22 protein-coding genes, 8 tRNA genes and 1 other RNA gene are annotated in these 25,037 nt (G+C 37.1%); 29 read left to right on the top strand and 2 right to left on the bottom strand.

Going from position 1 to position 25,037, the window contains the following annotated elements; translation table 11 throughout:
* Positions 1 to 175: 175 nt before the first annotated feature.
* Positions 176 to 577: a transfer-messenger RNA gene (gene ssrA, locus ACWPWS_RS18390) on the bottom strand.
* 270 nt (positions 578 to 847) lie between these two features.
* Here ssrA and rpsU point away from each other — a divergent pair.
* The 15 genes from rpsU to ACWPWS_RS18315 all read left to right on the top strand — a co-directional run bounded on the left by rpsU (position 848) and on the right by ACWPWS_RS18315 (position 11,293).
* Positions 848 to 1,045 carry a 30S ribosomal protein S21 gene (rpsU, locus tag ACWPWS_RS18385; RefSeq protein ID WP_045501128.1) on the top strand — a complete coding sequence of 66 codons (198 nt, stop codon included), beginning with the start codon at positions 848 to 850 and terminating at the stop codon, positions 1,043 to 1,045.
* Between the two features lie 78 nt (positions 1,046 to 1,123).
* Complete coding sequence (locus ACWPWS_RS18380) at positions 1,124 to 2,011, top strand: tyrosine-type recombinase/integrase (RefSeq protein WP_454048202.1); 888 nt, start codon at positions 1,124 to 1,126, stop codon at positions 2,009 to 2,011.
* Positions 2,008 to 2,298, top strand: coding sequence for an HPF/RaiA family ribosome-associated protein (locus tag ACWPWS_RS18375; RefSeq protein ID WP_209786941.1), 291 nt, complete (start codon positions 2,008 to 2,010; stop codon positions 2,296 to 2,298). Before ACWPWS_RS18380 ends, ACWPWS_RS18375 begins: the two co-directional genes overlap by 4 nt.
* Positions 2,299 to 2,407: 109 nt before the next feature.
* Positions 2,408 to 2,481, top strand: a tRNA-Thr gene (locus tag ACWPWS_RS18370).
* Positions 2,482 to 2,500: 19 nt separating this feature from the next.
* A tRNA-Tyr gene (locus ACWPWS_RS18365) sits at positions 2,501 to 2,581 on the top strand.
* An 88-nt stretch (positions 2,582 to 2,669) separates the two neighbouring features.
* Positions 2,670 to 2,742 (top strand) — tRNA-Gly (locus tag ACWPWS_RS18360).
* An 89-nt stretch (positions 2,743 to 2,831) separates the two neighbouring features.
* Positions 2,832 to 2,905, top strand: a tRNA-Thr gene (locus ACWPWS_RS18355).
* Between the two features lie 20 nt (positions 2,906 to 2,925).
* Positions 2,926 to 3,006: transfer RNA gene (locus ACWPWS_RS18350), tRNA-Tyr, on the top strand.
* Between the two features lie 86 nt (positions 3,007 to 3,092).
* A tRNA-Gly gene (locus tag ACWPWS_RS18345) sits at positions 3,093 to 3,165 on the top strand.
* A 42-nt stretch (positions 3,166 to 3,207) separates the two neighbouring features.
* Positions 3,208 to 3,279 (top strand) — tRNA-Thr (locus tag ACWPWS_RS18340).
* A gap of 250 nt (positions 3,280 to 3,529) precedes the next feature.
* Complete coding sequence (locus ACWPWS_RS18335) at positions 3,530 to 4,210, top strand: response regulator transcription factor (protein WP_105681621.1); 681 nt, start codon at positions 3,530 to 3,532, stop codon at positions 4,208 to 4,210.
* Positions 4,211 to 5,581, top strand: a complete 1,371-nt coding sequence (locus tag ACWPWS_RS18330; RefSeq protein WP_454047499.1) for an ATP-binding protein — start codon at positions 4,211 to 4,213, stop codon at positions 5,579 to 5,581.
* Between the two features lie 212 nt (positions 5,582 to 5,793).
* Positions 5,794 to 7,035 carry a TolC family protein gene (locus tag ACWPWS_RS18325; protein ID WP_105681619.1) on the top strand — a complete coding sequence of 414 codons (1,242 nt, stop codon included), beginning with the start codon at positions 5,794 to 5,796 and terminating at the stop codon, positions 7,033 to 7,035.
* 4 nt (positions 7,036 to 7,039) lie between these two features.
* On the top strand, positions 7,040 to 8,125 hold the full coding sequence (locus ACWPWS_RS18320; RefSeq protein ID WP_454047498.1) for an efflux RND transporter periplasmic adaptor subunit: 1,086 nt from the start codon (positions 7,040 to 7,042) through the stop codon (positions 8,123 to 8,125).
* 69 nt (positions 8,126 to 8,194) lie between these two features.
* Positions 8,195 to 11,293 carry an efflux RND transporter permease subunit gene (locus tag ACWPWS_RS18315; RefSeq protein WP_454047497.1) on the top strand — a complete coding sequence of 1,033 codons (3,099 nt, stop codon included), beginning with the start codon at positions 8,195 to 8,197 and terminating at the stop codon, positions 11,291 to 11,293.
* A gap of 83 nt (positions 11,294 to 11,376) precedes the next feature.
* Here ACWPWS_RS18315 and ACWPWS_RS18310 read toward each other — a convergent pair whose 3' ends face one another.
* The gene (locus tag ACWPWS_RS18310; protein WP_454047496.1) at positions 11,377 to 12,876 is read right to left on the bottom strand and encodes a DUF4394 domain-containing protein; all 1,500 of its coding nucleotides are present in this window, start codon (positions 12,874 to 12,876) and stop codon (positions 11,377 to 11,379) included.
* 325 nt (positions 12,877 to 13,201) lie between these two features.
* On the opposite strand from ACWPWS_RS18310, the gene tuf reads away from it, so the two are divergent.
* The 14 genes from tuf to ACWPWS_RS18240 all read left to right on the top strand — a co-directional run bounded on the left by tuf (position 13,202) and on the right by ACWPWS_RS18240 (position 24,798).
* A complete protein-coding gene (gene tuf, locus ACWPWS_RS18305; RefSeq protein ID WP_105681615.1) occupies positions 13,202 to 14,413 on the top strand; it encodes an elongation factor Tu in 1,212 nt (403 codons plus the stop codon).
* A gap of 57 nt (positions 14,414 to 14,470) precedes the next feature.
* Positions 14,471 to 14,541 (top strand) — tRNA-Trp (locus ACWPWS_RS18300).
* 12 nt (positions 14,542 to 14,553) lie between these two features.
* Entirely contained in the window at positions 14,554 to 14,760 is a 207-nt protein-coding gene (gene secE / locus ACWPWS_RS18295; protein WP_002976410.1) for a preprotein translocase subunit SecE, read from the top strand.
* A 19-nt stretch (positions 14,761 to 14,779) separates the two neighbouring features.
* Positions 14,780 to 15,322, top strand: coding sequence for a transcription termination/antitermination protein NusG (gene nusG, locus ACWPWS_RS18290; RefSeq protein ID WP_105681614.1), 543 nt, complete (start codon positions 14,780 to 14,782; stop codon positions 15,320 to 15,322).
* A gap of 428 nt (positions 15,323 to 15,750) precedes the next feature.
* Positions 15,751 to 16,371 (top strand): hypothetical protein, encoded by a 621-nt coding sequence (locus ACWPWS_RS18285; RefSeq protein WP_209786946.1) that lies wholly within the window; start codon positions 15,751 to 15,753, stop codon positions 16,369 to 16,371.
* Between the two features lie 12 nt (positions 16,372 to 16,383).
* Complete coding sequence (locus ACWPWS_RS18280) at positions 16,384 to 17,031, top strand: hypothetical protein (protein WP_454047495.1); 648 nt, start codon at positions 16,384 to 16,386, stop codon at positions 17,029 to 17,031.
* 7 nt (positions 17,032 to 17,038) lie between these two features.
* Positions 17,039 to 17,707, top strand: coding sequence for a hypothetical protein (locus ACWPWS_RS18275; RefSeq protein ID WP_105681611.1), 669 nt, complete (start codon positions 17,039 to 17,041; stop codon positions 17,705 to 17,707).
* 249 nt (positions 17,708 to 17,956) lie between these two features.
* Positions 17,957 to 18,400, top strand: a complete 444-nt coding sequence (gene rplK / locus ACWPWS_RS18270) for a 50S ribosomal protein L11 (RefSeq protein WP_209786948.1) — start codon at positions 17,957 to 17,959, stop codon at positions 18,398 to 18,400.
* 11 nt (positions 18,401 to 18,411) lie between these two features.
* Positions 18,412 to 19,104 carry a 50S ribosomal protein L1 gene (gene rplA / locus ACWPWS_RS18265; protein WP_076354938.1) on the top strand — a complete coding sequence of 231 codons (693 nt, stop codon included), beginning with the start codon at positions 18,412 to 18,414 and terminating at the stop codon, positions 19,102 to 19,104.
* A gap of 17 nt (positions 19,105 to 19,121) precedes the next feature.
* The gene (gene rplJ / locus ACWPWS_RS18260; protein WP_105681608.1) at positions 19,122 to 19,718 is read left to right on the top strand and encodes a 50S ribosomal protein L10; all 597 of its coding nucleotides are present in this window, start codon (positions 19,122 to 19,124) and stop codon (positions 19,716 to 19,718) included.
* A gap of 46 nt (positions 19,719 to 19,764) precedes the next feature.
* Positions 19,765 to 20,133, top strand: coding sequence for a 50S ribosomal protein L7/L12 (rplL, locus tag ACWPWS_RS18255; protein WP_076781873.1), 369 nt, complete (start codon positions 19,765 to 19,767; stop codon positions 20,131 to 20,133).
* Between the two features lie 371 nt (positions 20,134 to 20,504).
* Positions 20,505 to 20,924, top strand: a complete 420-nt coding sequence (locus ACWPWS_RS18250; protein ID WP_454047494.1) for a hypothetical protein — start codon at positions 20,505 to 20,507, stop codon at positions 20,922 to 20,924.
* A 110-nt stretch (positions 20,925 to 21,034) separates the two neighbouring features.
* Positions 21,035 to 22,171 carry a hypothetical protein gene (locus tag ACWPWS_RS18245; RefSeq protein WP_454047493.1) on the top strand — a complete coding sequence of 379 codons (1,137 nt, stop codon included), beginning with the start codon at positions 21,035 to 21,037 and terminating at the stop codon, positions 22,169 to 22,171.
* Positions 22,172 to 22,200: 29 nt separating this feature from the next.
* Positions 22,201 to 24,798: a T9SS type A sorting domain-containing protein gene (locus ACWPWS_RS18240; protein WP_454047492.1), complete on the top strand. Its 2,598-nt coding sequence runs from the start codon at positions 22,201 to 22,203 to the stop codon at positions 24,796 to 24,798.
* Positions 24,799 to 25,037: the final 239 nt, after the last annotated feature.

Below are 25,037 nucleotides of genomic sequence, written 5' to 3'. Positions count from 1 at the left end.
CTGATGAATAAGCTGTTTAATGAGAATTCGGTGAGTCAAAATGCTGCCTAAAGACGACTCACCGAATGACTCACGTTCGATTTGTATTTCTTTGGTATATTTTGATAACTCAAAAAATAAAAAAGCCCTTAAATACTAGGATTTAAAGGCTTTTAGATTAATTTGGTTTCCCACCTGGTGGAGTTGGAGGGATTCGAACCCTCGTCCAAACAAGCAATACATAAGCTTTCTACATGCTTATTCTAACATTGGTTTTCGATTGAAAGCAGAGGATAGACACCCAACTTCCAACTTATCTTCTAAATTTTTCGAGCTTTAGCCAAAGCTTCTAAAGCCTTATTCCCGCATTCCTATATCCCAGAATCAAACGCCGCAGAACAGAGCATTTGTGGAATATCTTGCTTCCCTACTGAAATCTTCGGGAAAACGCTTGATCTACTATACTTCGATATTAAGCTGCAAGAGCGAACTCTTCGTTGCCAGTTAAAATTTTGTAGCAAGGGATTATAGAGATCGCGCTACGGTTCTCTGCATGCTTACTTACCCATTGGTCTTGCTGTCGAAACCAGTCAACCCCATGAATAAAGTGAATGCAAAGATAATGCTTTTTGTTTATATTTCATTAATATGAACGATTTTAATGAAAATTATGGTGTATGATGACCAATTTGAAGCCATTTAGATTTAAATTTTGAATCATTGTGGATAACATAAATATTATGAGTTAATGGCTTTTAATAATAGGTTTTTAAGATGACTTTAGATAATGAAGTGATTGTTTATGGTAATATATTTTGTGTTGTAAGAAAAATTGCCTAGTTTTGCAATCCAAAATGAGATGTAAAATATGTTAATAATTCCAGTAAAAGATGGTGAATCCATCGACAGAGCTTTAAAAAAATACAAGAGAAAATTTGATAAAACAGGAACTGTTCGTCAATTAAGATCTAGACAAGCTTTTATCAAGCCTTCTGTAACTTTGAGACAATCTAAGTTAAAAGCTGCTTACAAACAAAGAGCGCTTAGCAAAGAAGAGCAGGCTTAAGATTTTTTCTTAACCATATATTAATTCACTTCTTAAATTCTTATATTTGAGGAGTGAATTTTTATTTTTATACCTATGATGCTGGAAAAGTTTTTAGAATACTTACAATTCGAAAAAAGATATTCTCCTCATACTATTACAAGCTACAAAAAAGACCTTGAAGACTTTTCCCATTTCTTTCTCCGAACAGAATCTTCCGACAATTTAGCCAAAGCAGACAAGAAAATTATCAGAAATTTTATTGTTGAACTGAGCGAAAATAATATTTCCAAAAGAAGTATCAATCGAAAACTATCTTCTCTCCGCAGTTTTTATCTTTTCCTTTTAAAAATAGGAGAAATTAAAGTTTCCCCAACAGAAGGAATCTCTTCTCTGAAGTTTTATGCTGAAAAACAGATTCCTATATCTAAAGAGGAAATGACAGACCTTAATGAAAGAATCTTCCAACAGGTGCATGATCTGCTTGAAGAATGCATTATGGAGGTTCTTTATCAGACCGGAATGCGTAAAGCCGAACTTTGTGGCCTGATATTTGAGAATGTTGACTTATATGGAAATGAATTAAAAGTAATAGGAAAGGGGAATAAGCAAAGAGTAATCCCTATTTCCAACGAATTGTCTGAACTCCTTAAAAGTTATCTGGAAATAAGAAATCCACAGACAGAATTTAAATCATATTTTTTCGTCAATAAGAAAGGGAAAAAACTCAACGAAAAATTTGTTTATGTGGTAGTTAATAAGTACCTTAGTCTTGTAACAACGAAAGAAAAAAGAAGTCCTCATATCCTTCGGCATAGCTTTGCTACACACGTTTTGGATAATGGGGCGGAGATCTCCAAAGTGAAAAAAATATTAGGGCATTCCAGTCTTGCCAGTACTCAAGTCTATACGAATGCTAATATTGAACAATTGAAAAAAGTGTTTAATCAGGCTCATCCTCGAGCATCAAAAAAAGAAGAATTATGAAGATTTCAGTTCAATCAATTGGTTTAACACCACACGAACCACTAGAGTCACACATCGACAAAAAAGTAAGCAAATTGGATACCTTTTATGACAAAATTCAAGATTGTAAGGTATTTTTAAAAGTAGAAAATAACGCTGATAAAGCGAATAAAACAGCTGAGATTATTTTGGCGGTTCCGGGAGACGATATCGTAGTAAAGAAGACATCTGCGAGTTTTGAAGAAAGTTTGGACCTTTGTGTTGATACAGCTAAAAAGCTATTAATCAAGAAAAAAGAAATGGCATAGGAAAAAAAGTTAAAAAAAGTTTATAAAATATTTGAGAATTCAAAAAATCCGTTCTATATTTGCACTCGCAAAAAAGGAACAGCGATCTTTTGAATTCTTTTTTATATTTGCCTCCATAGCTCAGTTGGCCAGAGCACGTGATTTGTAATCTCGGGGTCGTGGGTTCGAATCCCTCTGGAGGCTCATAAAATATAAACTTTTTGGGGAGATTCCAGAGTGGCTAAATGGGACTGACTGTAACTCAGTTGCTTCGGCTTCGTAGGTTCGAATCCTGCTCTCCCCACTTTATATTTTTATAAAAAAAACTTGCAAGATTAAATAAGTTTTCTTAGTTTTGCACAGCGTTTACCAATGGTTTTGGAAACAAAATTGCGGAAGTAGCTCAGTTGGTAGAGCGTCAGCCTTCCAAGCTGAATGTCGCGGGTTCGACCCCCGTCTTCCGCTCAATAAAATCACACAATAAAAGTGATTTTTTTTAACACTGAAACGTGTAGAGTAGAGTTTCTCAATCACTTTCAGTCTTTTATTAAAATGCCTCCATAGCTCAGTTGGCCAGAGCACGTGATTTGTAATCTCGGGGTCGTGGGTTCGAATCCCTCTGGAGGCTCATTTTAATATAAAATATCTGGGGAGATTCCAGAGTGGCTAAATGGGACTGACTGTAACTCAGTTGCTTCGGCTTCGTAGGTTCGAATCCTGCTCTCCCCACATTTTATATTAATAAAAAACTTGCAAGATTAAATAAGTTTTCTTAGTTTTGCACAGCGTTTACCAATAATTTTGGAAACAAAATTGCGGAAGTAGCTCAGTTGGTAGAGCGTCAGCCTTCCAAGCTGAATGTCGCGGGTTCGACCCCCGTCTTCCGCTCAACAAAAAATCATGCTACTCAGTATGATTTTTTTAGTTGATGCCGACTTAGCTCAGCGGTAGAGTGCTTCCTTGGTAAGGAAGAGGTCACGGGTTCAAGTCCCGTAGTTGGCTCTCGATTTTCCCGAATTTCTTCGGGATTTTTTTTTACCCAATTTTTACACTCAAAAGAAATTCATTTGTTGATCTGGGCATTTTACCGTTAAGCATCTGTTTAGATAACTTCCAAAATAATGTGACTCCAATCTTTCATAAGTTTTTTTGATCTGTAAGGAATATATATTGGCGGTCATGAAAACTTTTACTTCACCTTTAGAATCACAATCGTAAAATTTTCGTTAAATTCGTGTAAAATAAATTTTTGATGAATATTCTTTTATTGGAAGATGATCTCATTCTGTCTGCAGAACTTTGCAGATTTTTAGAATCAAATAATTTTAACTGTGATAAGATCTATGACGGAGAGACTTTTCTTCGCCAGATAAAAAACAATACTTACGATTTGTATCTGCTGGATATTAATGTTCCTAAAATAAATGGACTTGATGTATGCCAGACGATCCGTTCTTTTGATAAAAATACCCCAATCATTATCATTTCGGCGTACGGAGATATCTCTGATAAAAAAGATGCCTTCACCAGGCTGGCAGATGATTATCTTGTAAAGCCTTTCCAGTTTGAAGAACTTCTTTTAAGAATCAATTCACTGCTGAGACGAAAAGCTCCTTCTGATAATTCAGATCAGGATATTCTCAGAATTGATGATCTTATCATTAATAAAACAGAACAGAAAGTGTATCGTGGAGGAAATGAAATCACCCTTACCCTAAAAGAATTTCAGCTGTTGGTTTATCTTGCGGAAGCGCAGGGAAGAACCGTTTCCAAGCAGCAGATCACAGAACATGTCTGGGAACATAATTTTAATACCAATACCAACACGGTAGAAGTTTATATCAATTTCCTGAGGAAAAAAATTGATAAAGATTTTAAAATAAAACTCATCCATACCCGTTCAGGTTTCGGATACTACCTAAGCCCATTATAAATGTCTTTAAAAAGGAAGATAGCTTTAACGATCAGTATCGCCTTTTCATTGCTTTTTGGAATGGTGATGGCGGTAATTTATTTATCTTTTAATGATTTCAGAAGGGATGAGTTTAAAGAACGATTCAGGCAGAGGCTTGAGTTTACGTCTCATTTCATCTCAAAATCTAAAGACTTTGAAGAGGAAGCTCCCGTTTTTTTCAATGAAAACTCTGACAATATTCTTTTGAATGAAAAGATTTTAATTTTCAACGAAAAAAAAGAATTGATCTACAGTACCATCAAAGACCGGAATGTCATCTGGGACAGTGCAATGCTTAAAGAGTTGGATAAGAAAAAGATTATCTATACAGAAAAGACGGTTCCGGAGATCTATGCTGCGCTCAGAAACATTAATGGGGAAAACTATTATATTCTTACGAGTGCCTTTGATACCAACGGGAAATCCAAGTTGGGATATCTTAAATATCTTTTGATCACGGCTTATGTGATGAGCACCATGCTTATTGGTTTTTTCAGTTATTATTTTGTAGAAAAGTTTCTACGTCCGCTGGAAGACCTGAATAAAGAAATTTCTGAAGTTACGGCTCACAAACTAACCACACAGATTCCTGTGGAACAATCCAATGATGAAGTAAGTGTTCTTGCAAAATCTTTTAATACGATGATCGGAAGGCTGGATGATGTATTTCAGTCGCAAAAGGATTTTACGGCAAGTGCTTCCCATGAGATCAGAACACCTATAACAAGAATGGCGTTTCAGCTGGAGAATCTGATTAAATTTGAGGAACATTCCCCGGAAACCCTTTCTTCTCTAAAACAGATTCAGCGGGATGTATACCAGCTATCGGATCTTACGAATTCACTTTTACTGCTTACGAAATTTGATAAAGAAAATATTCAGAGTATTTATGAGGAAGTAAGGATTGATGAAGTTATTTTCGAAGCCTTTGAAGCGGTAGAGAAAAGTTATCCACAACTTAAGCTGGACTTCCTGATTAATGAAGATAATTCTGAGAATGCTTTTCTGATGATCAAAGGAATTCAATCACTATTGGTGATTGTCTTTATTAATCTCTTTAAAAATGCGGCTGTATATTCGGACAATACTGAAGTAAACGTATTAATAACTGAAACGAATGACAATCTTTTTGTAGAAGTCATTTCCCATGGAAATACAATTCCCGAAGAAGAACAAGCTAAATTGTTTGAAGCTTTTACGCGAGGAAATAATGCTCAGAATATAGCAGGATCCGGGTTAGGTCTTAGAATTGTCAAAAGAATCCTGGAATACCACGATGCAGATATTAAGTACTCTTCACCTGAGGATTGCATGAATAAGTTTACATTATTTTTTAAAAAATACAATTAAAGGCAACTGGTTACGAAAACGATTGCTTTTTTGTTAAACTCTGGATTAAGTTTTTTACTATAAAATTCAATGATTGGAGAAAAATATATTATTTTCATCTGCCGATTTTTACCATAAACGTCCTGTTTAAGCCCATGTTAATATTTTTTTAAGCGTCATTTAAGTATCTTTTAATCGCATCAAAGCAATTTTGTATTTTAAAAAGAAAAATAATGAACAGAATTGCAGTGCTGTGCCTCGCCATTTCCTCATTCATGGCAGCACAACAGCAGATGTCTCTTTTGGAATGCGAAGAAGCCTTTCAGAAGAACAACCTCCAGCTGCTCGCCGAACAATATAACATCAATATGGCTGATGCGGATATTCTGCAGGCTAAAATCTGGGAATTACCTCAATTAAGCGGACAGTTTAATGCTTACAACCCTCAGGATAAAAAGTTTTTTGATGTAGGACATTCCAAAGGAGCAGGCATTACTCAATTGATTTATATGGGAGGCAAAAAGAAAAACGAAATTGCTTTTGCCAAATCCAATAAAGAGCTTGCCCAGCTTCAGTTTTCACAATTGCTGGTGGATCTAAGATCTCAGCTCCGTTCTGCCTATTTCAACCTTTACTATGAAAAACTGAAACTGGAGAATACCAACAGGCAGCTGGGGTATATGAATGATCTTTTAAATGCCTATCGTGCACAATCAGCAAAAGGAAATGTTTCCCTTAAAGATGCTGTAAGACTACAGAGTATTGTGATCCAGCTGAATCATGATAAACTGGAAATCAATAAAAATATCCTTGATTTTGAACAGAATCTAAAAGTTTTGACAGGAACTTCGGAAGAGATAGAGCCTGTGATGTCTGAAACTGAAGCTAAAGATGCGCTGGCAGCCCAGCCTTTTGGTGATGAAGAAGAACTGAAAAGTAAAGCTCTGGAAAATAATGCAGATTACAGATACAATTTAAAACTTATTGATAACAGTAAGCTGTATGCCCAGTGGCAGAAATCAATGAATGTACCGGATGTTACTGTAGGTGCTGCATGGGACCAGGCAGGCGGAACTTTTAATAATGAAGCGAATCTGACATTGGGAATTCCTTTGCCATTATGGAAAGCAAATCAGGGTAATGTGGTAAAAGCAAATTATGCCATTCAGCAGAACCAGAAAAATGCAGATTTTCAGAAACTGACTCTTGAAACGAAAGTTCAGTCTGCTTATAAAACATGGAAAGCTCAGTATGACCAGCTTCTGGATGTGAAAACTACGGATCTTCAGAATATGGAACTTGTCTACAACGGAATGCTGAACAATTTCAGAAAAGGAAATGTCAACCTGATTGAATTCACGGACTTTATGGATAGTTACCGAGAAACAGCTCTTCAGATCTATGATATGAAAAATGAAATCATGCAATCTGCGGAGCAGCTTAATCAACTCATACAAACGAAAATCTTCTATTAAAATCATGAAAACATATATTATCCCCGCATTGATGGTCGTTTCATTATTGGCCTGTTCAAAAAAAGAGGAAGAGAAAAATATTCACGCTAAAAAAGGATTTGAGCTTAGCAACACAATGTTGAGTTCTATTTCCCTTGCAAAAGTTGAGAGAAAGAATATAGAAGATGAATATAGCTTTTACGGAAAAATCTCTGCCGACAAAAACAGTTATATAGATGTTTACCCGCTGGTAGGAGGAAATGTGATGAGGGTAAATGTTGAACTGGGAGACTACGTAAGAAAAGGGCAGGTGCTGGCAACGATCAGAAGTACTGAGCTTGCAGAAATTCAAAAGGATGTAAGCGATGCCAAAACAGATCTGGTAGTAGCAAAAAATAATCTTCGCGTTGCCAAAGAGTTGTACGAAGGAAAACTAAATACAGAAAGAGATGTTCTGGAAGCTAAAAGCCAACTTCAAAAAGCAGAAGACCAATTGCAGAGAGCTGCTGCAGTAAGTACGGTTTATAATGTGAAAACCGGAAATATATACAGTGTAGTAGCACCCATCAACGGTTATATTGTTCAGAAAAGTATCAATAAAGACATGCAGCTGAGAAGTGACAGAAGTGATAATATTTTTGATGTTGCCAATACCACCAATGTTTGGGCAATCATGAATGTGAACGAATCTGATATTGATAAGATCAGTCTTGGAATGAAGGCTCAGGTATCCACTCTCTCTTATCCGGATAAAGTTTTTGACGGGAAAATTGATAAAATATTCAAAATTATTGATCCGCAGACCAATGCTATGCAGGCAAGAGTTGTCCTGGATAATGCCAACGGATTGCTAATTCCCGATAGTAAAGCCACTATAAAAGTTTCCAGCCTTGAAAGCAGTACCACCTTGGCGATCCCTTCCAAAGCTGTGATTTTTGATGATAATAAAAGCTTTGTCGTGATTTTTAAATCCAGAACAGATGTGAAAATCCGAGAGATAAAAGTATTAAAACAGGTAGGTGACGTTACCTATATTGCAGACGGTCTGAAAGAAGGGGAAGAAGTGATAACCAACAACCAGCTGCTGATATACCGCTCGCTGAACAGCTAGTCTTATTAAACCATTAAGAATATCTATGTTTTTCTTTAACGGCTTTTTTAGGTCATCAATTTATCTATCATGAATAAATTCATTAAAAATATAATTGCTTTTTCATTAAAAAATAAAGCATTTACCTTTATCTGGGTTGCGATTTTAGCCATCTCCGGTTTTATAAGTTTTAAAAATATGCCTATTGAAGCTTTTCCGGATGTAACCAATACCCAGATTGTCATCATTACCCAATGGAATGGGCGTAGTGCAGAAGAAGTAGAACGTTTTGTCACTACACCCATCGAATTGGCGATGAGCCCGGTTCAGAAAAAAACAAGTGTGAGAAGTACCACCATGTTTGGGCTTTCCATTGTTAAAATTCTGTTTGACGACGGGGTGGATGATACTTTTGCCAGAAATCAGGTTAATAACCAATTAAGAACCATTAGCCTTCCTGATGAGGTAGACCCTGAAGTACAGCCACCCTACGGGCCTACCGGAGAGATTTTCAGATATACGCTGGAAAGTAAAACAAAAGATTCCCGGGCATTGCTTACCCTGCAAAACTGGGTGATAGACCGTTCTTTAAGAGGGGTTCCCGGTGTTGCTGATATCAATGTTTTTGGAGGACAGGATAAAGTTTTTGAACTGAGTATCGATCCCAGAGCCTTGGATAAATATAATCTTACTCCGCTTCAGGTATATGATGCGGTCACCAAAAGCAATCTGAATGTAGGAGGTGATGTCATTGAAAAAAATGGGCAGGCCTATGTAGTAAGAGGAATAGGATTAGTGAAATCAGTGGCTGATATTGGAAATATTACCATTCAGAATGACAGTGGAAACCCTGTTTTGGTGAAAAATGTAGCAGAAGTTCATGAAAGCTCCATGCCCAGGGTAGGACAGGCTGCCCTGAATCATCATGATGATACCGTGGAAGGAATCGTTGTCATGAGAAAAGGAGAGAATCCAAGAGAAGTTTTGGTGGGAGTAAAGGCAAAAATTAAAGAGCTTAACGAAAAAATACTTCCAAAAGATGTCAAAATGGTTACTTTCTACGACCGTGATAATCTGATGGACTTTACTACTCATACCGTGATGCACAACCTTATTGAAGGAATTGTATTGGTAACCGTAATTGTACTCATCTTTATGGCAGACTGGAGGACAACTTTGATTGTTTCCATCATCATTCCTTTATCTTTACTGTTTGCATTTTTATGTTTAAAACTGGCCGGAATGAGTGCCAACCTGCTTTCGCTGGGAGCCGTAGACTTTGGGATTATCATTGACGGAGCCGTCGTCATGGTAGAAGGCCTCTTCGTGATGCTGGATCATAAAGCGAAACGGTACGGTACCGAGAAATTTAATAAGCTGGCAAAAGGAGGCTGGATCAAACAAACCGGTACCGGATTAGGAAAAGCAATATTCTTTTCAAAATTAATTATCATTACGTCCCTGATTCCTATTTTCTCATTCCAGAAAGTGGAAGGAAAAATGTTCTCTCCTTTGGCTTTTACGTTGGGATTTGCACTAATAGGAGCCTTGATATTTACGCTGACACTGGTTCCTGTTCTTTCCCATATTCTTTTGAATAAAAATGTAAGAGAAAAAAATAACCCGTTTGTTAATTTCTGGGACAGAATTGTTTTGAAAGGCTTTAATCTAACATTTAAGCATAAAAAAACGAGTATGATCGTGGCGATTTCCTTTCTGGCTTTGACTTTATTCTCCGGAAAATTTTTAGGAACAGAATTCCTGCCACAGTTGAATGAAGGTTCATTATGGATCACCGCAGAAATGCCAATGAGTTCCTCGTTAAAAGAATCTTTGAAAACAGCAGATCTTTTAAAGAAAGACATTATGAGCTTTTCCGAAGTAACAGATGTTCTCGCACAGACAGGAAGAAGTAATGACGGAACAGACCCTAATGGATTTGGATTCGTACAGTTTGCTGTGAATCTTAAACCAAGAGAAGAATGGAAACGTAAGATCACTTATGACGAATTAATCAACGAAATAGACAAAAAACTCAGAAGTTATCAGGGAATTACATTTAACTATTCCCAGCCGATTTCGGATAACGTAGCAGAAGCCGTAGCAGGTTTTAAAGCAGAAAATGGAATTAAAATTTATGGTGATAATCTGGAAACCCTGGACAAGCTAGCCAATGAGGTTTTATTGAAGATTAAAGATGTAAACGGAGTAAAAGATCCCGGAATTATTAAAAATATCGGGCAGCCGGAAGTAAGCGTAGTACTTGACAGAGATAAAATGGCAGCTTACGGAGTAATGCCGGCAGATGCACAGGCAGTACTGGAAATGGCTTTTGGTGGAAAAACGGCTTCAGAAATGTTTGATGGAGAAAGGAAGTTTCCGATCCGTCTTCGTTATTCTCAGGAATACAGAACCAATGAAAATGATATTGCAGCTCTGATGGTGCCTACACAGGATGGAGCAAAAATTCCTTTAAAAGAAATAAGTACCATCGTTAAAGATAACGGAGCCGCATTTATTTACAGAGACAATATCAAACGATATATTGGCGTTAAATTTTCAATTCGTGACAGAGATTTGGGAAGTACTATTGCGGATGCCCAGAAAAAGGTAGAAACGATTGAACTTCCGGACGGCTATTCTGTAGGATGGACGGGCCAGTTTGAAAATCAGCAGCGCGCCTCGCACCGATTAGCGCAGGTAGTACCAGTGAGTATCCTGATGATTTTCTTCCTTTTGTTTATTCTGTTTGGAAATATGAAAGATTCTCTTCTGGTATTAGCGAATGTTCCTTTTGCTTTAATAGGAGGAATTATTGCATTGCATGTTACCGGAATCAACTTTGGAATCTCTGCCGGGGTAGGGATGATTGCCCTTCTGGGAATTTGTATCCAGAACGGGGTGATTCTTATTACAGAATTCCATCAGAATGTTAAAGATGGGATGGATATAGACACCGCCATCTTAAATGGAGTGAAATCCAGAACCAGACCTGTTATTATGACAGCACTCATGGCTTCCATCGGGCTTATGCCGGCGGCATTGTCTACAGGGATCGGATCAGAATCCCAGAAACCTCTGGCAATTGTCATTATCGGAGGACTGATTACTGCAACAGTGCTTACCCTGCTTATTTTCCCAATTATCTTCTGGATCTTCAACAGAACAAAAAAGCTCGGTAATATTTAAATTATCTTTCATTTATATTAGTCAGCAGCGCGGAAAACAAAGTTTTCCGCGCTGCTCCATTATTGAAATAAAATAGGATGAGCTTAAAATCCTAGCCCTACTGTAAAAGCTTTTACAGAATTAGGGTAATCAGAGACTGATGTAGCAGCTCCTGTTGTTGTATTAATGGTATAAATTTTTGTAGAGGAACCTACTGATGCCATTAAATATGCTTTTTGGCTCATACTTCCAATATCAAAACCATTAGCATTGGTAATATTAATTCCTAGAGAACCTGTTTCTACTAAAGTTCCATTGTTAGGAGGGTTTTGCTGATATAATTTATCCGTATTATGATCAATCACAAATAAGGTTGTTGAGGTAGCTCCGGCAAAGTTGTTGGTATAAGCAGCTGCGCTTATCATGGGAGTTCCAGGATTCAGTGTAAGATCTGCAGCAGCAATTGTTCCATCATTAGGATTGAGACGGAGATTTTGTCCTGTATTGCTTACTACTCTTATTCTGTCAACTGTTGGATTGAAGTCAAATCCGAAATCCGTGCCGGAAAGTAAGGTAGAAAATGGAGATGCTCCCACAGCAGTAGCGGCACCTGTGCCCAAATTGATAGTGTAGATTCTGCTTGAGCTTCCCAATGCATACAATTGTCCATTTACAGGACGGAAATCTATTCCTAAAATATTTTCACCGCTTTGTAACCCTGCTATTGTTTTGGAAACAGGCATCGGGCTGTTGGGATTGAAAATCTGAAGATTATTTGAATTGTCAACAGCATAGGCTACCGGTTCTGTAGGAATCGCCAGATCAATAATTGCCTGTTGAAGAGAACCTATTGAAGTTGCTTTTCCATTATTCAGATCCAGAATATGTAGTTTATCATTGAAAGCTAACAATGCAGTATTGTTATCAAATTTAATATCAAAAGAAGCTTGTCCGGTAAAAGTAGTTCCCAGGTTCCCTACCTCTATTAAACTGCCATTATTGGGAGGGTCTTGTTTATATAATTTTCCTAATGCCGGATCAATGTCATATAAAATAGTTGTAGTAGCACCTGCTTTACTGTTGGTATAAGCTATCCCTGTTATAGAGGGATTCCCTGTTCCATTAATATTAGAATCAGTAGCTGCAACAGCACCTGTTTCCGGATGCAGACGTAGATTTTGACCAGTATTGCTTACCAAACGGATTCTATCAACGGCAGGATTGAAATCAATAGAAGCAATTGTTCCGGAAATCAAAGGAGCAAACGCTGTTGTGCTTACAGCTCTTGCTGAAGCATTGGTGGTATTGATTATATATAATTTACTGGCATTTGATACTGCATACAATTCTCCTGTGGCAGGTCTGAAATCTATACTTAACAATTTTTCTCCCGAAGGAACACCTGTTACAATTGTTTTTGAAGTGAAGGCTTTCGGATTGTTGGAATTAAAATAAACAAGTTCATTCATGGCTGTTATTCCATATACCATAAGATCCGGACCCTGAGGCATGTTCTCTGACATAGGGTTTTCATCTGAATTGTCACATGAAAATAGTGCTGCAATCGTGAACAAAGCCAAACACATGTGTAATAGTTTTCTCATAATATTAATTTTAGTTGTTACTATATCTACGAGAAAAAAAGCAAGATGGATTTAAGAATATAAGGATTGTCTGAATATTTTTTTATCGCTTATTATATTCATAATTAGCTAGATAGTTTATATTTTTTAATAAAACGTTTCTAATGATTTTTTTCAATCCGGAAAAATGTGTAAATTTGCAGTCTCAATACGTTGAAATATAAGGTTTGTCCTTCACTGGATGAGAATATTGAAAGTTTTTTTAATAAAAAGTTTTTGGTATTTAAAAATTCATTATATTTGCACACCGAAAATTTGAAAAACAATAAATAAATAATTTTAAATCATGGCAAAGGAAACGTTTAATCGTAACAAACCACACTTGAACATTGGTACTATTGGTCACGTTGACCATGGTAAAACTACTCTTACAGCTGCTATTTCTGCTGTATTAGCTAGCAAAGGTCTTGCTGAGAAAAAAGACTTCTCTGCAATTGACTCTGCTCCAGAAGAAAAAGAAAGAGGTATTACTATCAATACTGCTCACATCGAATACGAAACTGAAAAAAGACATTATGCTCACGTTGACTGTCCAGGTCACGCCGACTATGTTAAGAACATGGTAACAGGTGCTGCTCAGATGGATGGAGCTATCGTAGTATGTGCTGCAACTGACGGTCCTATGCCTCAGACTAGAGAACATATCCTACTTTGCCGTCAGGTAAACGTACCTAGAATCGTTGTTTTCATGAACAAAGTTGACATGGTAGACGATCCTGAGTTGTTAGAGCTTGTTGAAATGGAACTTAGAGACTTATTGTCTACTTACGAATTTGACGGAGATAACTCTCCAGTAATTCAAGGTTCTGCTCTAGGTGCTCTTACAGCTGCTACTGCATCTCCTGCTAACACAGAAGATAAGTGGTTCAAAAGCGTAGAAGAATTAATGGATGCTGTTGATACTTGGATCGAGCAACCACCAAGAGATACTGATAAGCCATTCTTGATGCCAATCGAAGACGTATTCTCTATTACAGGTAGAGGTACTGTAGCAACTGGTAGAATCGAGGCTGGTGTTATCAACACTGGTGATCCAGTTGATATCGTAGGTATGGGTGATGAAAAATTAACTTCTACTATTACAGGAGTTGAGATGTTCAGAAAGATCCTAGATAGAGGTGAAGCTGGAGATAACGTAGGTCTATTGTTGAGAGGTATTGAAAAAACTGACATCAAGAGAGGTATGGTTATCGCTAAGAAAGATTCAGTTAAGCCACACAAGAAATTCAAAGCTTCTGTTTATATCCTTTCTAAAGAAGAAGGTGGACGTCACACTCCATTCCACAACAAGTACCGTCCTCAGTTCTACGTAAGAACTACTGACGTTACAGGTGAGATCTTCTTACCAGAAGGTGTAGAAATGGTAATGCCTGGTGATAACTTAGAGATCACTGTAGAATTGTTACAACCAATCGCTCTTAACGTAGGTCTTAGATTTGCGATCAGAGAAGGAGGTAGAACAGTTGGTTCAGGTCAGGTTACTGAAATCATAGACTAATCATCTTAAAAATATAAAAAGCTTCCGTAAGGAATTTCTTTACGGAGCTTTTAATCTACGGGCATCGTCCAATGGTAGGATACCGGTCTCCAAAACCGTTGATCAGGGTTCGAATCCTTGTGCCCGTGCAAATATAAATTATGAGTTCATTTGTCGATTTTTTAAAAGGTTCTTATAACGAATTCAGACATAAAGTTGAATGGCCAAAATGGGCTGACCTACAGTCTTCTACAATTGTAGTGACTATTGCGACAGTTATTCTGGCTTTATTTACCTTTGGAGTTGATGAATTGTTTTCAAAAGCAATCAGCAACATAATAGGAATGCTAATCAACTTGTTCAATTAATAATTAAGTATTTTCCATAATGAGCGAATTGAAATGGTATGTGCTGAAAGCTATCAGCGGACAGGAAAATAAAGTGAAAAACTATATTGAGACAGAAATCAAACGTCTAGGGTTTGAACAGTACGTTACTCAAGTGGTTATTCCTATGGAAAAGGTGATCCAAATTAGAAACGGTAAAAAAGTTCCTAAAGAGAGACCTTACTATCCTGGCTACTTGATGATTGAAGCTGACCTGATGGGAGAGATTCCTCACGCTATTAAGAATATTCCTGGAGTTATTTCTTTCTTAAGTTTGACAAAAGGTGGTGATCCTGTTCCAATGAGAAAATCAGAGGTTAACAGAATGCTTGGAAGAATGGATGAACTTTCAGAATTTGCAAGCGATGTTGAGATTCCTTATGTAGTAGGTGAAAACGTTAAAGTGATCGATGGTCCTTTCAACGGATTCAATGGTACAGTTGAGAAGATTCTTGAAGACAAAAAGAAAATTGAAGTTTCTGTATTGATCTTCGGGAGAAAAACTCCAATGGAACTAAGCTACATGCAAGTAGAAAAAGTATAATAATTACTTATAAAATATAAAAAAGACTGCTATTAAGCGGTCTTTTTGCTTTACACCATTTCTGTTAATTTATAGACCGGTGTAAATTAACGATTATGAAGAAATGTATTTTTGTATGATTTTTCATAATTATTTTTCTTCTATTCTTTAATTCTCAATTTCTGTTAGTTACGCCTGCAAAGAGCTTCCCTTTAATTTAATAATCACCATATTGGGAATAGATTTGTTTTTGCAGATCGAAGTCCTTTCCTTATGCTTAATTCACTTTCAGATGGCATACTTCTTGCAACAACATGGTAACTAATCCAAAAATTTTATATTTTTTTATTTTATACACTGCTTGCAGTTGTATGGAGCATTTATGCTTTTAATAAAAAAAGTAAAACCTGAATTAGTAAAACACAAGTCTTATATAAACACATAACCCAATGACAAAAATTATTTCGATGATCATTCTAGTGAGTGTATCAATGCTCACGAGTGCGCAGGTTGGTATCAATACTGCTACACCGGAAAAGGAACTTACCGTGAACGGTACAATGAAGACATCAGGAATTGTTTTCAAGCAGCCCATGGAGAAACTGAAAGCGGACGAGAATTACACTTTCATTATTAAATCTCCGGCTCCGGAAAACAAAATTACAGCGTACAATGATTCTTTTGTACCTAATTCACCGGCTCCAATTAATCTTATTCAGTTTAAAATTACCTGCGACCCTTCAGACAAGGATTGGGTAAATCAGTTTGACACAAAGATCAATTCCAACAAGTTTTTGGTCGTGATCTCTTCTTTTGGATTTACACAGCCTACAAGAACTTATACAGCAGACTGGGTGACCCCAATGCCTCAGATCTTTGCGTATTCTTCGGGAGGAACATGGAAGCTTAAGGCGGATTACCAGGGATTTGCTCCTGATAACTCTTTTCCAACAGGAGTCTGGACACTGAACTTATTGGTATTTGACAGATCATATGCCAAAGATTTTACTACTACACAAAACCTTAATGCTTCAACTACGGGTGCTGCAGCAGCTCCTTTAATTCAATAAAACATAAACTATATGAAAAAAATTATTGCGATACTCTTTACGGGTTTTGCCGCTTTAAGCATGCGTGCCCAAGTAGGAATCAATACTAAAACACCTAAAGGTACCCTGGATGTTGAAGGAGAGACATTAGTAGAATCCTATTTAATAGATACTGAAAATACAAAGGCAAGCGGAAATTATCTTCTTCTTACCCGTTCAAAAGATACTTCACCGGTAGGTAAGGTGAAGCTGTTGGATATAACGCTCCGTAATGTAGCACCTGTAAATATGTATAATGTTGTATTGAAAAATGTAAGACAAGATGAAGTGGTAAACCTCAATACAGGATTAGATGCGGGTAAATATGTTGTGGCTATTACAGGTGCTGTTTTTACAGGAGCGGTTTCAGCAGCGAATACCACCACCAATCCCAAATCATATGGTTCTTATGCAACTGAAATTACTCAGGTAACCAGCGGTGGTATAAAATATCATGCTATTAATTTGGCTTTTAAAGGAGCAGGAACTGTTTCTTCCCAAAATGGTACCTGGACACTTACCTTAAATGTCTTTGAAAAATCATTGGTTAAAGACTGGGGAACTTTCAATGGTTCTGTTTCAGCATCCGCTTCACCTGCTTATTCAGGAGTTTCAAATAATACACCTCTAGGACTTCAATAAAAAAACTATGAAAAGAAAAATTTATATCACAATAATCATGTGTCTGGGGATATTTTTGAATGCCCAGAAAGGAAAAGTAGGAGTGAATACAGCTAACCCTACGGAAACACTTGATGTTAACGGAAAAACATATACGAATTCTCTATATCTAAGAAATCCGGGAGAACCTACCATGACGGGAGGTAGCTTTTTAGCCACTTCACAAAATGGTTTACAATTGTATGATCCTTCTTTGGAAAGCAGCGGACTTTTCAATTACCTTAAGCTTACGCTTACAGGAGTATCGGGAACAGGAATTGCAGATTATGATACCAAAATTGATGCAAACAATTTTTTGGTTATCCTTCACAACTACTCATTCAAACTGAATGATGGAACTACCAACGTAATGCTTGATTATGGAGACAATGGTGTGAATGATAATAAGCAGGGATCACCAGATGTTGTTGCTTTCAAAAGTAACGGGACATGGCATGTAAGAGCAAGATTTACAGACAGCAGAATTCTTGCAGTGAGTTCATCCACTCCATCCAGAACTTATAACAACTTTACGGTTGATCTTTATCTGATGGCCTATAGAAGACTGATTGAAAAACAGAATATCAGCGACATCAATGCTGACCTGGGAGGAAATGATGGTTCTACCCAGACGATTAACAAACCCGCAGGTTTTTAATTAATATTTCCTGTTAAAAATATATCAAACGGTCATTGGAATTCCCTGACCGTTTTTGTTTTGGTGATGGTCATGATTTATTTTTTTTTCTTTAAAACTTTTTAAAAATCAGCAATTTCCGTTTGCTATTTCAAAAATATTTTATACTTTTGCAGTCCAAAAAGTAGGTTTATCATAAGTGAGTAGGATAACCTGCTGAATAATAAATGCTTCCAAACTCATTAATTATTCAAATTTAAAAAACAAACAATGGCTAAGAAAGTCTTTAAAATGGTAAAGCTTCAGGTGAAAGGTGGCGCAGCTAACCCTTCTCCACCAGTAGGTCCAGCATTGGGTTCTGCAGGTGTGAACATCATGGAGTTTTGTAAGCAATTTAACGGAAGAACCCAAGATAAGCCAGGGCAAGTTTTACCTGTAGTAATTACAGTATACGAAGACAAATCTTTTGAATTCGTTATTAAAACTCCACCTGCAGCAATCCAGTTAATGGATGCAGCTAAAATCAAGGGAGGTTCTGGTGAACCAAACAGAAACAAAGTAGGTTCTGTAACTTGGGAACAAGTAAAGAAAATCGCTGAAGATAAAATGGCGGATCTTAACTGTTTTACATTGGACTCTGCTCTTTCTATGGTTGCAGGTACTGCTAGATCTATGGGATTAAGAGTAACAGGAACTAAACCAACTAACGCTTAAAACCTAAAGAAATGGCAAAATTAACTAAAAAGCAAAAGGAAGCTTTAAGCAAAGTAGAAAAAGGAAGAATCTATAACCTTGAAGAAGGTTCAGCTCTTGTAAAAGAAGTGAACACTACAAAGTTTGATGCTTCAGTAGATATCGCTGTAAGATTAGGTGTAGACCCAAGAAAAGCAAACCAAATGGTAAGAGGTGTTGTATCTCTTCCTCACGGTACTGGTAAAGATGTTAAAGTATTAGCTCTTGTAACTCCAGATAAAGAAGCAGAAGCTAAAGCTGCTGGTGCTGACTATGTAGGTCTAGACGAATATTTACAAAAAATCAAAGACGGTTGGACAGATGTTGACGTTATCGTTACTATGCCAGCTGTAATGGGTAAATTAGGTCCATTAGGTAGAGTATTAGGTCCAAGAGGTTTAATGCCAAACCCTAAATCAGGAACTGTAACAATGGAAATTGGTAAAGCAGTAACTGAAGTAAAAGCAGGTAAAATTGATTTCAAAGTAGACAAGTATGGTATCATCCACGCTGGTATTGGTAAAGTATCTTTCGATGCTGCTAAGATCAAAGAAAATGCGCAGGAATTGATCTCTACATTGATCAAAATGAAGCCAACTGCTGCTAAAGGAACTTATGTAAAAAGCATTTATTTGTCTTCTACAATGAGCCCTGGTATTGCAATTGATACAAAATCTGTTAACTAATATTTAATCCTAAGACAATGACAAAAGACCAAAAAGTTGTAGCAATACAAGAGATCAAAGACTTGCTTCAGGATGCAAAAGTAGTATACGTAGCAGATCTAAATGGTTTGAACGCTGCTAAATCTTCAGATTTCAGAAGACAGGCTTTCAAGCAAAATATCAAAGTAAAAGTAGTAAAAAATACACTTTTACAAAAAGCAATGGAGCAAATTGAAGGAGTAGACTACTCTGAAATGTTTGAAACTTTCAAAGGTAACTCTGCTTTAATGATTGCTGAGACAGCTAACGCTCCTGCAAAATTAATCAAAGATTTTAGAAAGAAAGACGAGAAGCCGGCTTTGAAGTCTGCTTTTGTTCAAGAAACTTTCTATGTTGGTGACAACAACCTTGATACTCTAGTAAGCATCAAGTCTAGAGAAGAAATGATCGGTGAAATCATCGGATTACTTCAGTCTCCAATCCAAAGAGTTGTTTCTGCTCTTCAAAACAAATCTGAAACTGTAGAAGCTCAAGCTGAAGAAGCTGCTGCTCCTGTGGTAGAAGAAACTCCTGCTGCTGAAGCTCCAGAAGCTCCTGCTGCAGAAAGCACTGACGAAACGCCAGCTGCTGAATAATTACTCTCAAAAAATTAAATAAATAATCAACAAAAACATTACAACAATGTCAGATTTAAAAAATTTAGCTGAAACGCTAGTAAACCTAACTGTAAAAGACGTAAACGAATTAGCTGCTATCCTTAAGGATGAGTACGGAATTGAGCCAGCTGCTGCTGCTGTAGTTGTTGCTGCAGGTGGTGCAGGTGAAGCTGCTGAAGAAAAGACTGAATTCGACGTAATTCTTAAGTCTGCAGGTGCTTCTAAATTAGCTATCGTTAAATTAGTAAAAGATTTAACTGGTGCTGGTCTTAAAGAAGCTAAAGATATCGTAGATGGTGCTCCTGCTCCAATCAAGCAAGGTGTTTCTAAAGACGAAGCTGAAGCTCTTAAGAAGCAATTAGAAGAAGCTGGTGCTGAAGTAGAATTGAAATAATTCAATTTTATTATAAATATAGAAGCCCGGGCATTTGCCCGGGCTTTTTTTGGTATGTAAGTCTTTGTAAATTCATGTCTTATTTCATAATTGTATTTTAATATTGTTGACTCTTGTTTGTATATATTTTATTATGATTGGCTATTTTTCAAAAATTAACATAATATTTTACTTTAATTTGGTTATTTGTTTATTTTGTGTGAATTTTTATTAATAAAACGTTGTTTTGATTGAAAAAATATTATATTTGTATCGAAAAAAACACAACATAATTGGATAGAAATTACTTTCTTTCCTACGGCCATAAGATTACTCTTTTGTTGCTTTTGGCGGCTGTAGGAAAAATAAACGCTAAGTTTATATCTGTTAAGATGATAAAACCTGAGTTATCATACCGTACAGATATTAATACCTACCTGCAGCCCTACTTAGCTGATGTTTCAATTCATTTGCGTGCTGAAACAGAAAATCATTTGACAGCTATCAGTAAATTGCCTGTCTATCAAAAGGAAGCTTATGTATTCTTTGACAAAGATTCCCAATATAATCTCTGTTTCTTTAACAACACCCATCTTCATTTATCTTTCCCCGGCAACATAAAACTTGTAGCCCTATCCAATACATGGAATCATTCATACCGGAACTATAAAGAGAGTATTTTTCTGGCATTTAAAGAAGTTAAAAAGTTCTACAGTAATTCCATTAAACTTGTAGACGGTTTTAAGTTTATCATAAAGATTCCTGATAAACCAATCCATTCCCTTTCTGATACTATTTCTTACAATTTTTAACGCTTTCTTACAGTACAATCTGTCATTTCATTTAGTATTTAAATGAGAACGCCCGAAAATTGCCCTTTCAAAAAAACACATACACATAAAAACAGCAAACATCATTACAAATGAAAAACAAATTATTAACCATCGCTCTTTTATCAGTTGGCTTGTCCACATTCGCTCAGGTAGGGATTAATACCAATCAAGCTCAGGCAACCTTTGATATCGTAGGATCACCTTCCAATACCAGTAAGTTTGACGGAGTTATTGCTCCAAGGCTTACAGGGGTACAATTAAAAGCTAAAAATTATACGACAGCTCAAACAGGAGCCATAGTATATGTTTCATCAGCCGAAACAGCACCTACAGGACAAACTGTAGATGTCGTTTCTCCAGGTTACTATTATTTTGACGGTACCAAATGGAATAGCTTAAGCGGAAGCTGGCGAACAGTAGGAAATACCGGAACAACAGCAACAACTGCTGCTTTAGGAACAGACATTGGGAGTGGAAATTACTTAGGAACAAATGACGGTCAGAACTTAGTCTTGGCTACCCAGAAAAATGTAAAAGGAATTCTGGATATAAACGGAACTCTACAGGGAGGTAATTCTAATTCTGCCACAGGTCCCTATGCTTCAGTAACTTGGGGCTCAAATAATACCCTTACAAACAGTACCTCTTCAAATGTGGCGCTGGGAAAAGACAATGTAGTCTCTGCGCAGGGGAATTTTCCGGCTGTAGCCATTGGATTAAGCAATACAGCGAATAATGGTGCTAAAGTAATAGGGAATAATAACAGTGCAACAGGAGCCAATAATTTAGTCTTTGGAAATCTGAATACAGTAACGGGATTGACGGGGCTGACTGTTGGGAATAATCATACAAATAATGGCGGAATTGCCATTGGGAGTGGAAACACAACATCTACAAACAATGTAGCTGTTGGTTCTGCCAATACAGCAAGCGGTACAGAAGCTTTTGCGATAGGATTTTCGGGACAGGCAGCTGCGGGACAAATGGTTTATGCCAACAAAGTACACGTTTTCTTCAATAAAGGAAATGGAACAGATACCATAGTAGGAATCAATATGACTCCTACTGCAGCAACTTCTACAGGTGCTGCGATTCAGATGAAAGGAATTGCTTCCGGTGCTAATGCTACGTGTACTACGGCTGAGGAAGGTGCAATCCGTTATAATACAACGGCTAAAGTACATGAAGGCTGTAATGGTAGCAATTGGAAAGCCCTTTACAATTAATAAAAACACAAACCTTAAAAAAATAAAAAATGACCAGAAAATTATTCGAAAAGCTAGCTGCGATGCTCATGACATTGATGATGTCGGCAGTACTGTTTGCGCAGCAGGGCTATGAACCAATCCGAGGAATGGGTGTAGAGGCAAAGCCTGTCAACAATTCAGGGATTTGTCTTGCGTGCTATAACGGAAGTATGAATCCTGTAGTAGATGCCAGTCTTGATAACAGTGTAAGTATGGGAAATTTCGCTTCTCTGTTAAGTGGAAACGGAATATCTGTAAAAAATAAAAATACAACATATCCTGCGGGATATATTACCGGATTCAATGTAGACCTGGGAACAAGTTTTATTACGGTGGATCTTCTGAGCTCTTTGAGGATCAGTACCTATAAAAATGGAGTTCTTCAGGAAACAACAACCAGCAGTACACTTTTGTCGGTACCTGCATTCGGGGGAAGCAAAAACAGAATATTCCTGCACTTCAAGACTTCAAAAGAATTTGATGAAGTAAGATTGTACCAAACCAATGTTCTTTCTGTATTCAGTGCTATGAATGTATATTATGCATTTGCATTTGACCCTGCAAAAGTGCCAACGGATAATAATGGTATTTGCGATGACATTATTGCTGGAAGTGGTGTGGATGGAAATGTATCCGGAAGCAGCAGTTTCCTGGCTCCGCTTTCTTATGTTCAGAATAAAGAAAGAATTGGAGATGGAAATAAAAACTCTTATGGATCAATCGTATTGCCGATAGGGTTACTAGGATCTTATTCAGTAGGAGTTCTCGATAAAAATCAGGTATATCCTGCAGGGAACAGAACCGGTTTTGTAATAGAGCCTGATGATCAGGGAAAACTCCTAAGTGCTGAGTTTTTAAAAAATATTACCATAGAAACGTATCTTTTCGGTCAGCTTCAGGACTCAAAACAACTGTCTGACGGAGGAGGCCTGATTAATATTAAAGTGTTGGGATATGGTTCAGGAAAACAGAAAGTTACATTAACCAGTACTAAGCCTTTCAATGAAGTAAGATTGAAAATTACCCAAACACTAGGGTTTAATTTAGGAGCGATGAAAGTATATTATGCTTTTGAAGAACCTGTTTCCTGCGATTGTGATGATAAAATCCAGACAAGCGGTTCTGCTGTACCTGGGAATTTGGTTACAGGTCCTGCATGGACATCAGGTCCGGGTTTCCTTGGCCTTATTTTAGCTAAAATGACCAATCCGGAAGCGATTGTAGATAATAATCCATCCAATTATGCAACAGCTACTGTTCCGGCTGCGTCTATATTTAGTCTTTTCTCTGCATTTGCAACGGTAAGCAGCAATTCAGTACTTCCTGTCAATACAATGGCTGGATTTACGGTAGAAAAAGCAGGAAATCTTCTTGGAGTAAGTGTTCTGGAAAATATCACCGTGACATTGTATAACGGAAATACTTTGACTGATACCTTTACAAGTTCGGGAAGCCTTATCAGCGGGAACTTCTTCACTACTAACTCAAATAAATTCTATGTTGGAGGAAAAGCTACAAAACCTTTCAACCGTATCAAGATTACGTTCAATAGCGGAACAGCGATTCGTATTCCTCAAAATTATTATATCTACAATGCTTTTGCGAGCAGAGATGATGATAACGATGGTGTTCCGAACTGCTTTGATCAGTGCCAGGGAGGAGATGACAGCATAGATAATAACGGAAACGGAATTCCTGATTGTGCAGAAGGCTGTACGGCGGTAAATGACAAATCTCCTGCACTGGATACAGATGGAGATGGTATTGTAGATGCCTGTGATTTGGATTCTGATAATGACGGGATTCCGGATGCGGTAGAGGATTTTGATAACAATGGTAAGTTTCAGGATGATGATAACGAAGGAGATATCCTTTTGACACCAGTATTAGGAGATTCTGTTCCTAATTATCTTGATCTGGATTCCGATAATGATGGTATCTTGGATTTATTTGAATCTGGAATTCCAACATCTGTAATCAATCAGATCGATGCAGATCGAAACGGCGTTATTGATGCGAATGTTCCGGTAGGTAAAAACGGAATTGCAGATATTCTGGAAACATCACCTGATTCAGGCGTACTGAAATATCCAATCAAAAATACAGATGGTGATGATAAACCGGACTTCCTGGATATTACGTCCAATGGTTCAGATCCGGACCTTTATCAGATCGGAAAAGCAAACCTTGATACGTTAGGAGGAGGATTTATCTCTACGATCAACGATAAAGATAAAGATGGAATTCAGGCTGTGGTAGATACAGATCTTGTGAAAAGAGGATCTCCGGGCTCACCGCTTTCACCTTATGCTTCGTTGCTGAAAAATGCATCCAACACCGCTGCTAAGATCACTACTGCTGAAATTACTGAAGCGGCCAATGATGTGAAAGTATATCCAAACCCGGTAAAAGCAGGAGAAATCCTTAGCATTACATCAGCGGAAGAAGGAACATATACTTTATTCTCAGCACAGGGTCAGGTTGTTAAGACAGGTAAATTCAATGCCGGTACTGGTATTGATACCTCTTCACTTCCAACAGGGCTGTATATGATAAAAATAGAAACTAAATCGAAAATAAAATCTTATAAGGTTATTGTGAAATAATCATAAGATTAGCTTGTGTTGTGGAGGGACTGCTCATTTTGGGCAGTCTCTCTTATTTTTAAGAGTCTCAAAATGAGAGGATTTATTTGTTATTGTGGATAACTTTTTGTATCTTTGCCCCTCTTTTGGCGCGAAAAATTGTTTGTAAATTTATAAAATACTGAAAATCAACTCTTTCATTGTGTAAAACATGAAAGGGATTTCGTGTGTATAGATATTGCGGTAATATAGCCTCAAAA

Source organism: Chryseobacterium sp. Marseille-Q8038 (assembly GCF_965111995.1).
This window is presented reverse-complemented; position numbering and strand designations above follow the sequence as displayed.

Coding starts and splice junctions, on each gene's coding strand:
- rpsU (WP_045501128.1), top strand. CDS start 848: ATGTTAATAATTCCAGTAAAAGATGGTGAATCCATCGACAGAGCTTTA.
- ACWPWS_RS18380 (WP_454048202.1), top strand. CDS start 1,124: ATGCTGGAAAAGTTTTTAGAATACTTACAATTCGAAAAAAGATATTCT.
- ACWPWS_RS18375 (WP_209786941.1), top strand. CDS start 2,008: ATGAAGATTTCAGTTCAATCAATTGGTTTAACACCACACGAACCACTA.
- ACWPWS_RS18335 (WP_105681621.1), top strand. CDS start 3,530: ATGAATATTCTTTTATTGGAAGATGATCTCATTCTGTCTGCAGAACTT.
- ACWPWS_RS18330 (WP_454047499.1), top strand. CDS start 4,211: ATGTCTTTAAAAAGGAAGATAGCTTTAACGATCAGTATCGCCTTTTCA.
- ACWPWS_RS18325 (WP_105681619.1), top strand. CDS start 5,794: ATGAACAGAATTGCAGTGCTGTGCCTCGCCATTTCCTCATTCATGGCA.
- ACWPWS_RS18320 (WP_454047498.1), top strand. CDS start 7,040: ATGAAAACATATATTATCCCCGCATTGATGGTCGTTTCATTATTGGCC.
- ACWPWS_RS18315 (WP_454047497.1), top strand. CDS start 8,195: ATGAATAAATTCATTAAAAATATAATTGCTTTTTCATTAAAAAATAAA.
- ACWPWS_RS18310 (WP_454047496.1), bottom strand. CDS start 12,876: ATGAGAAAACTATTACACATGTGTTTGGCTTTGTTCACGATTGCAGCA.
- tuf (WP_105681615.1), top strand. CDS start 13,202: ATGGCAAAGGAAACGTTTAATCGTAACAAACCACACTTGAACATTGGT.
- secE (WP_002976410.1), top strand. CDS start 14,554: ATGAGTTCATTTGTCGATTTTTTAAAAGGTTCTTATAACGAATTCAGA.
- nusG (WP_105681614.1), top strand. CDS start 14,780: ATGAGCGAATTGAAATGGTATGTGCTGAAAGCTATCAGCGGACAGGAA.
- ACWPWS_RS18285 (WP_209786946.1), top strand. CDS start 15,751: ATGACAAAAATTATTTCGATGATCATTCTAGTGAGTGTATCAATGCTC.
- ACWPWS_RS18280 (WP_454047495.1), top strand. CDS start 16,384: ATGAAAAAAATTATTGCGATACTCTTTACGGGTTTTGCCGCTTTAAGC.
- ACWPWS_RS18275 (WP_105681611.1), top strand. CDS start 17,039: ATGAAAAGAAAAATTTATATCACAATAATCATGTGTCTGGGGATATTT.
- rplK (WP_209786948.1), top strand. CDS start 17,957: ATGGCTAAGAAAGTCTTTAAAATGGTAAAGCTTCAGGTGAAAGGTGGC.
- rplA (WP_076354938.1), top strand. CDS start 18,412: ATGGCAAAATTAACTAAAAAGCAAAAGGAAGCTTTAAGCAAAGTAGAA.
- rplJ (WP_105681608.1), top strand. CDS start 19,122: ATGACAAAAGACCAAAAAGTTGTAGCAATACAAGAGATCAAAGACTTG.
- rplL (WP_076781873.1), top strand. CDS start 19,765: ATGTCAGATTTAAAAAATTTAGCTGAAACGCTAGTAAACCTAACTGTA.
- ACWPWS_RS18250 (WP_454047494.1), top strand. CDS start 20,505: ATGATAAAACCTGAGTTATCATACCGTACAGATATTAATACCTACCTG.
- ACWPWS_RS18245 (WP_454047493.1), top strand. CDS start 21,035: ATGAAAAACAAATTATTAACCATCGCTCTTTTATCAGTTGGCTTGTCC.
- ACWPWS_RS18240 (WP_454047492.1), top strand. CDS start 22,201: ATGACCAGAAAATTATTCGAAAAGCTAGCTGCGATGCTCATGACATTG.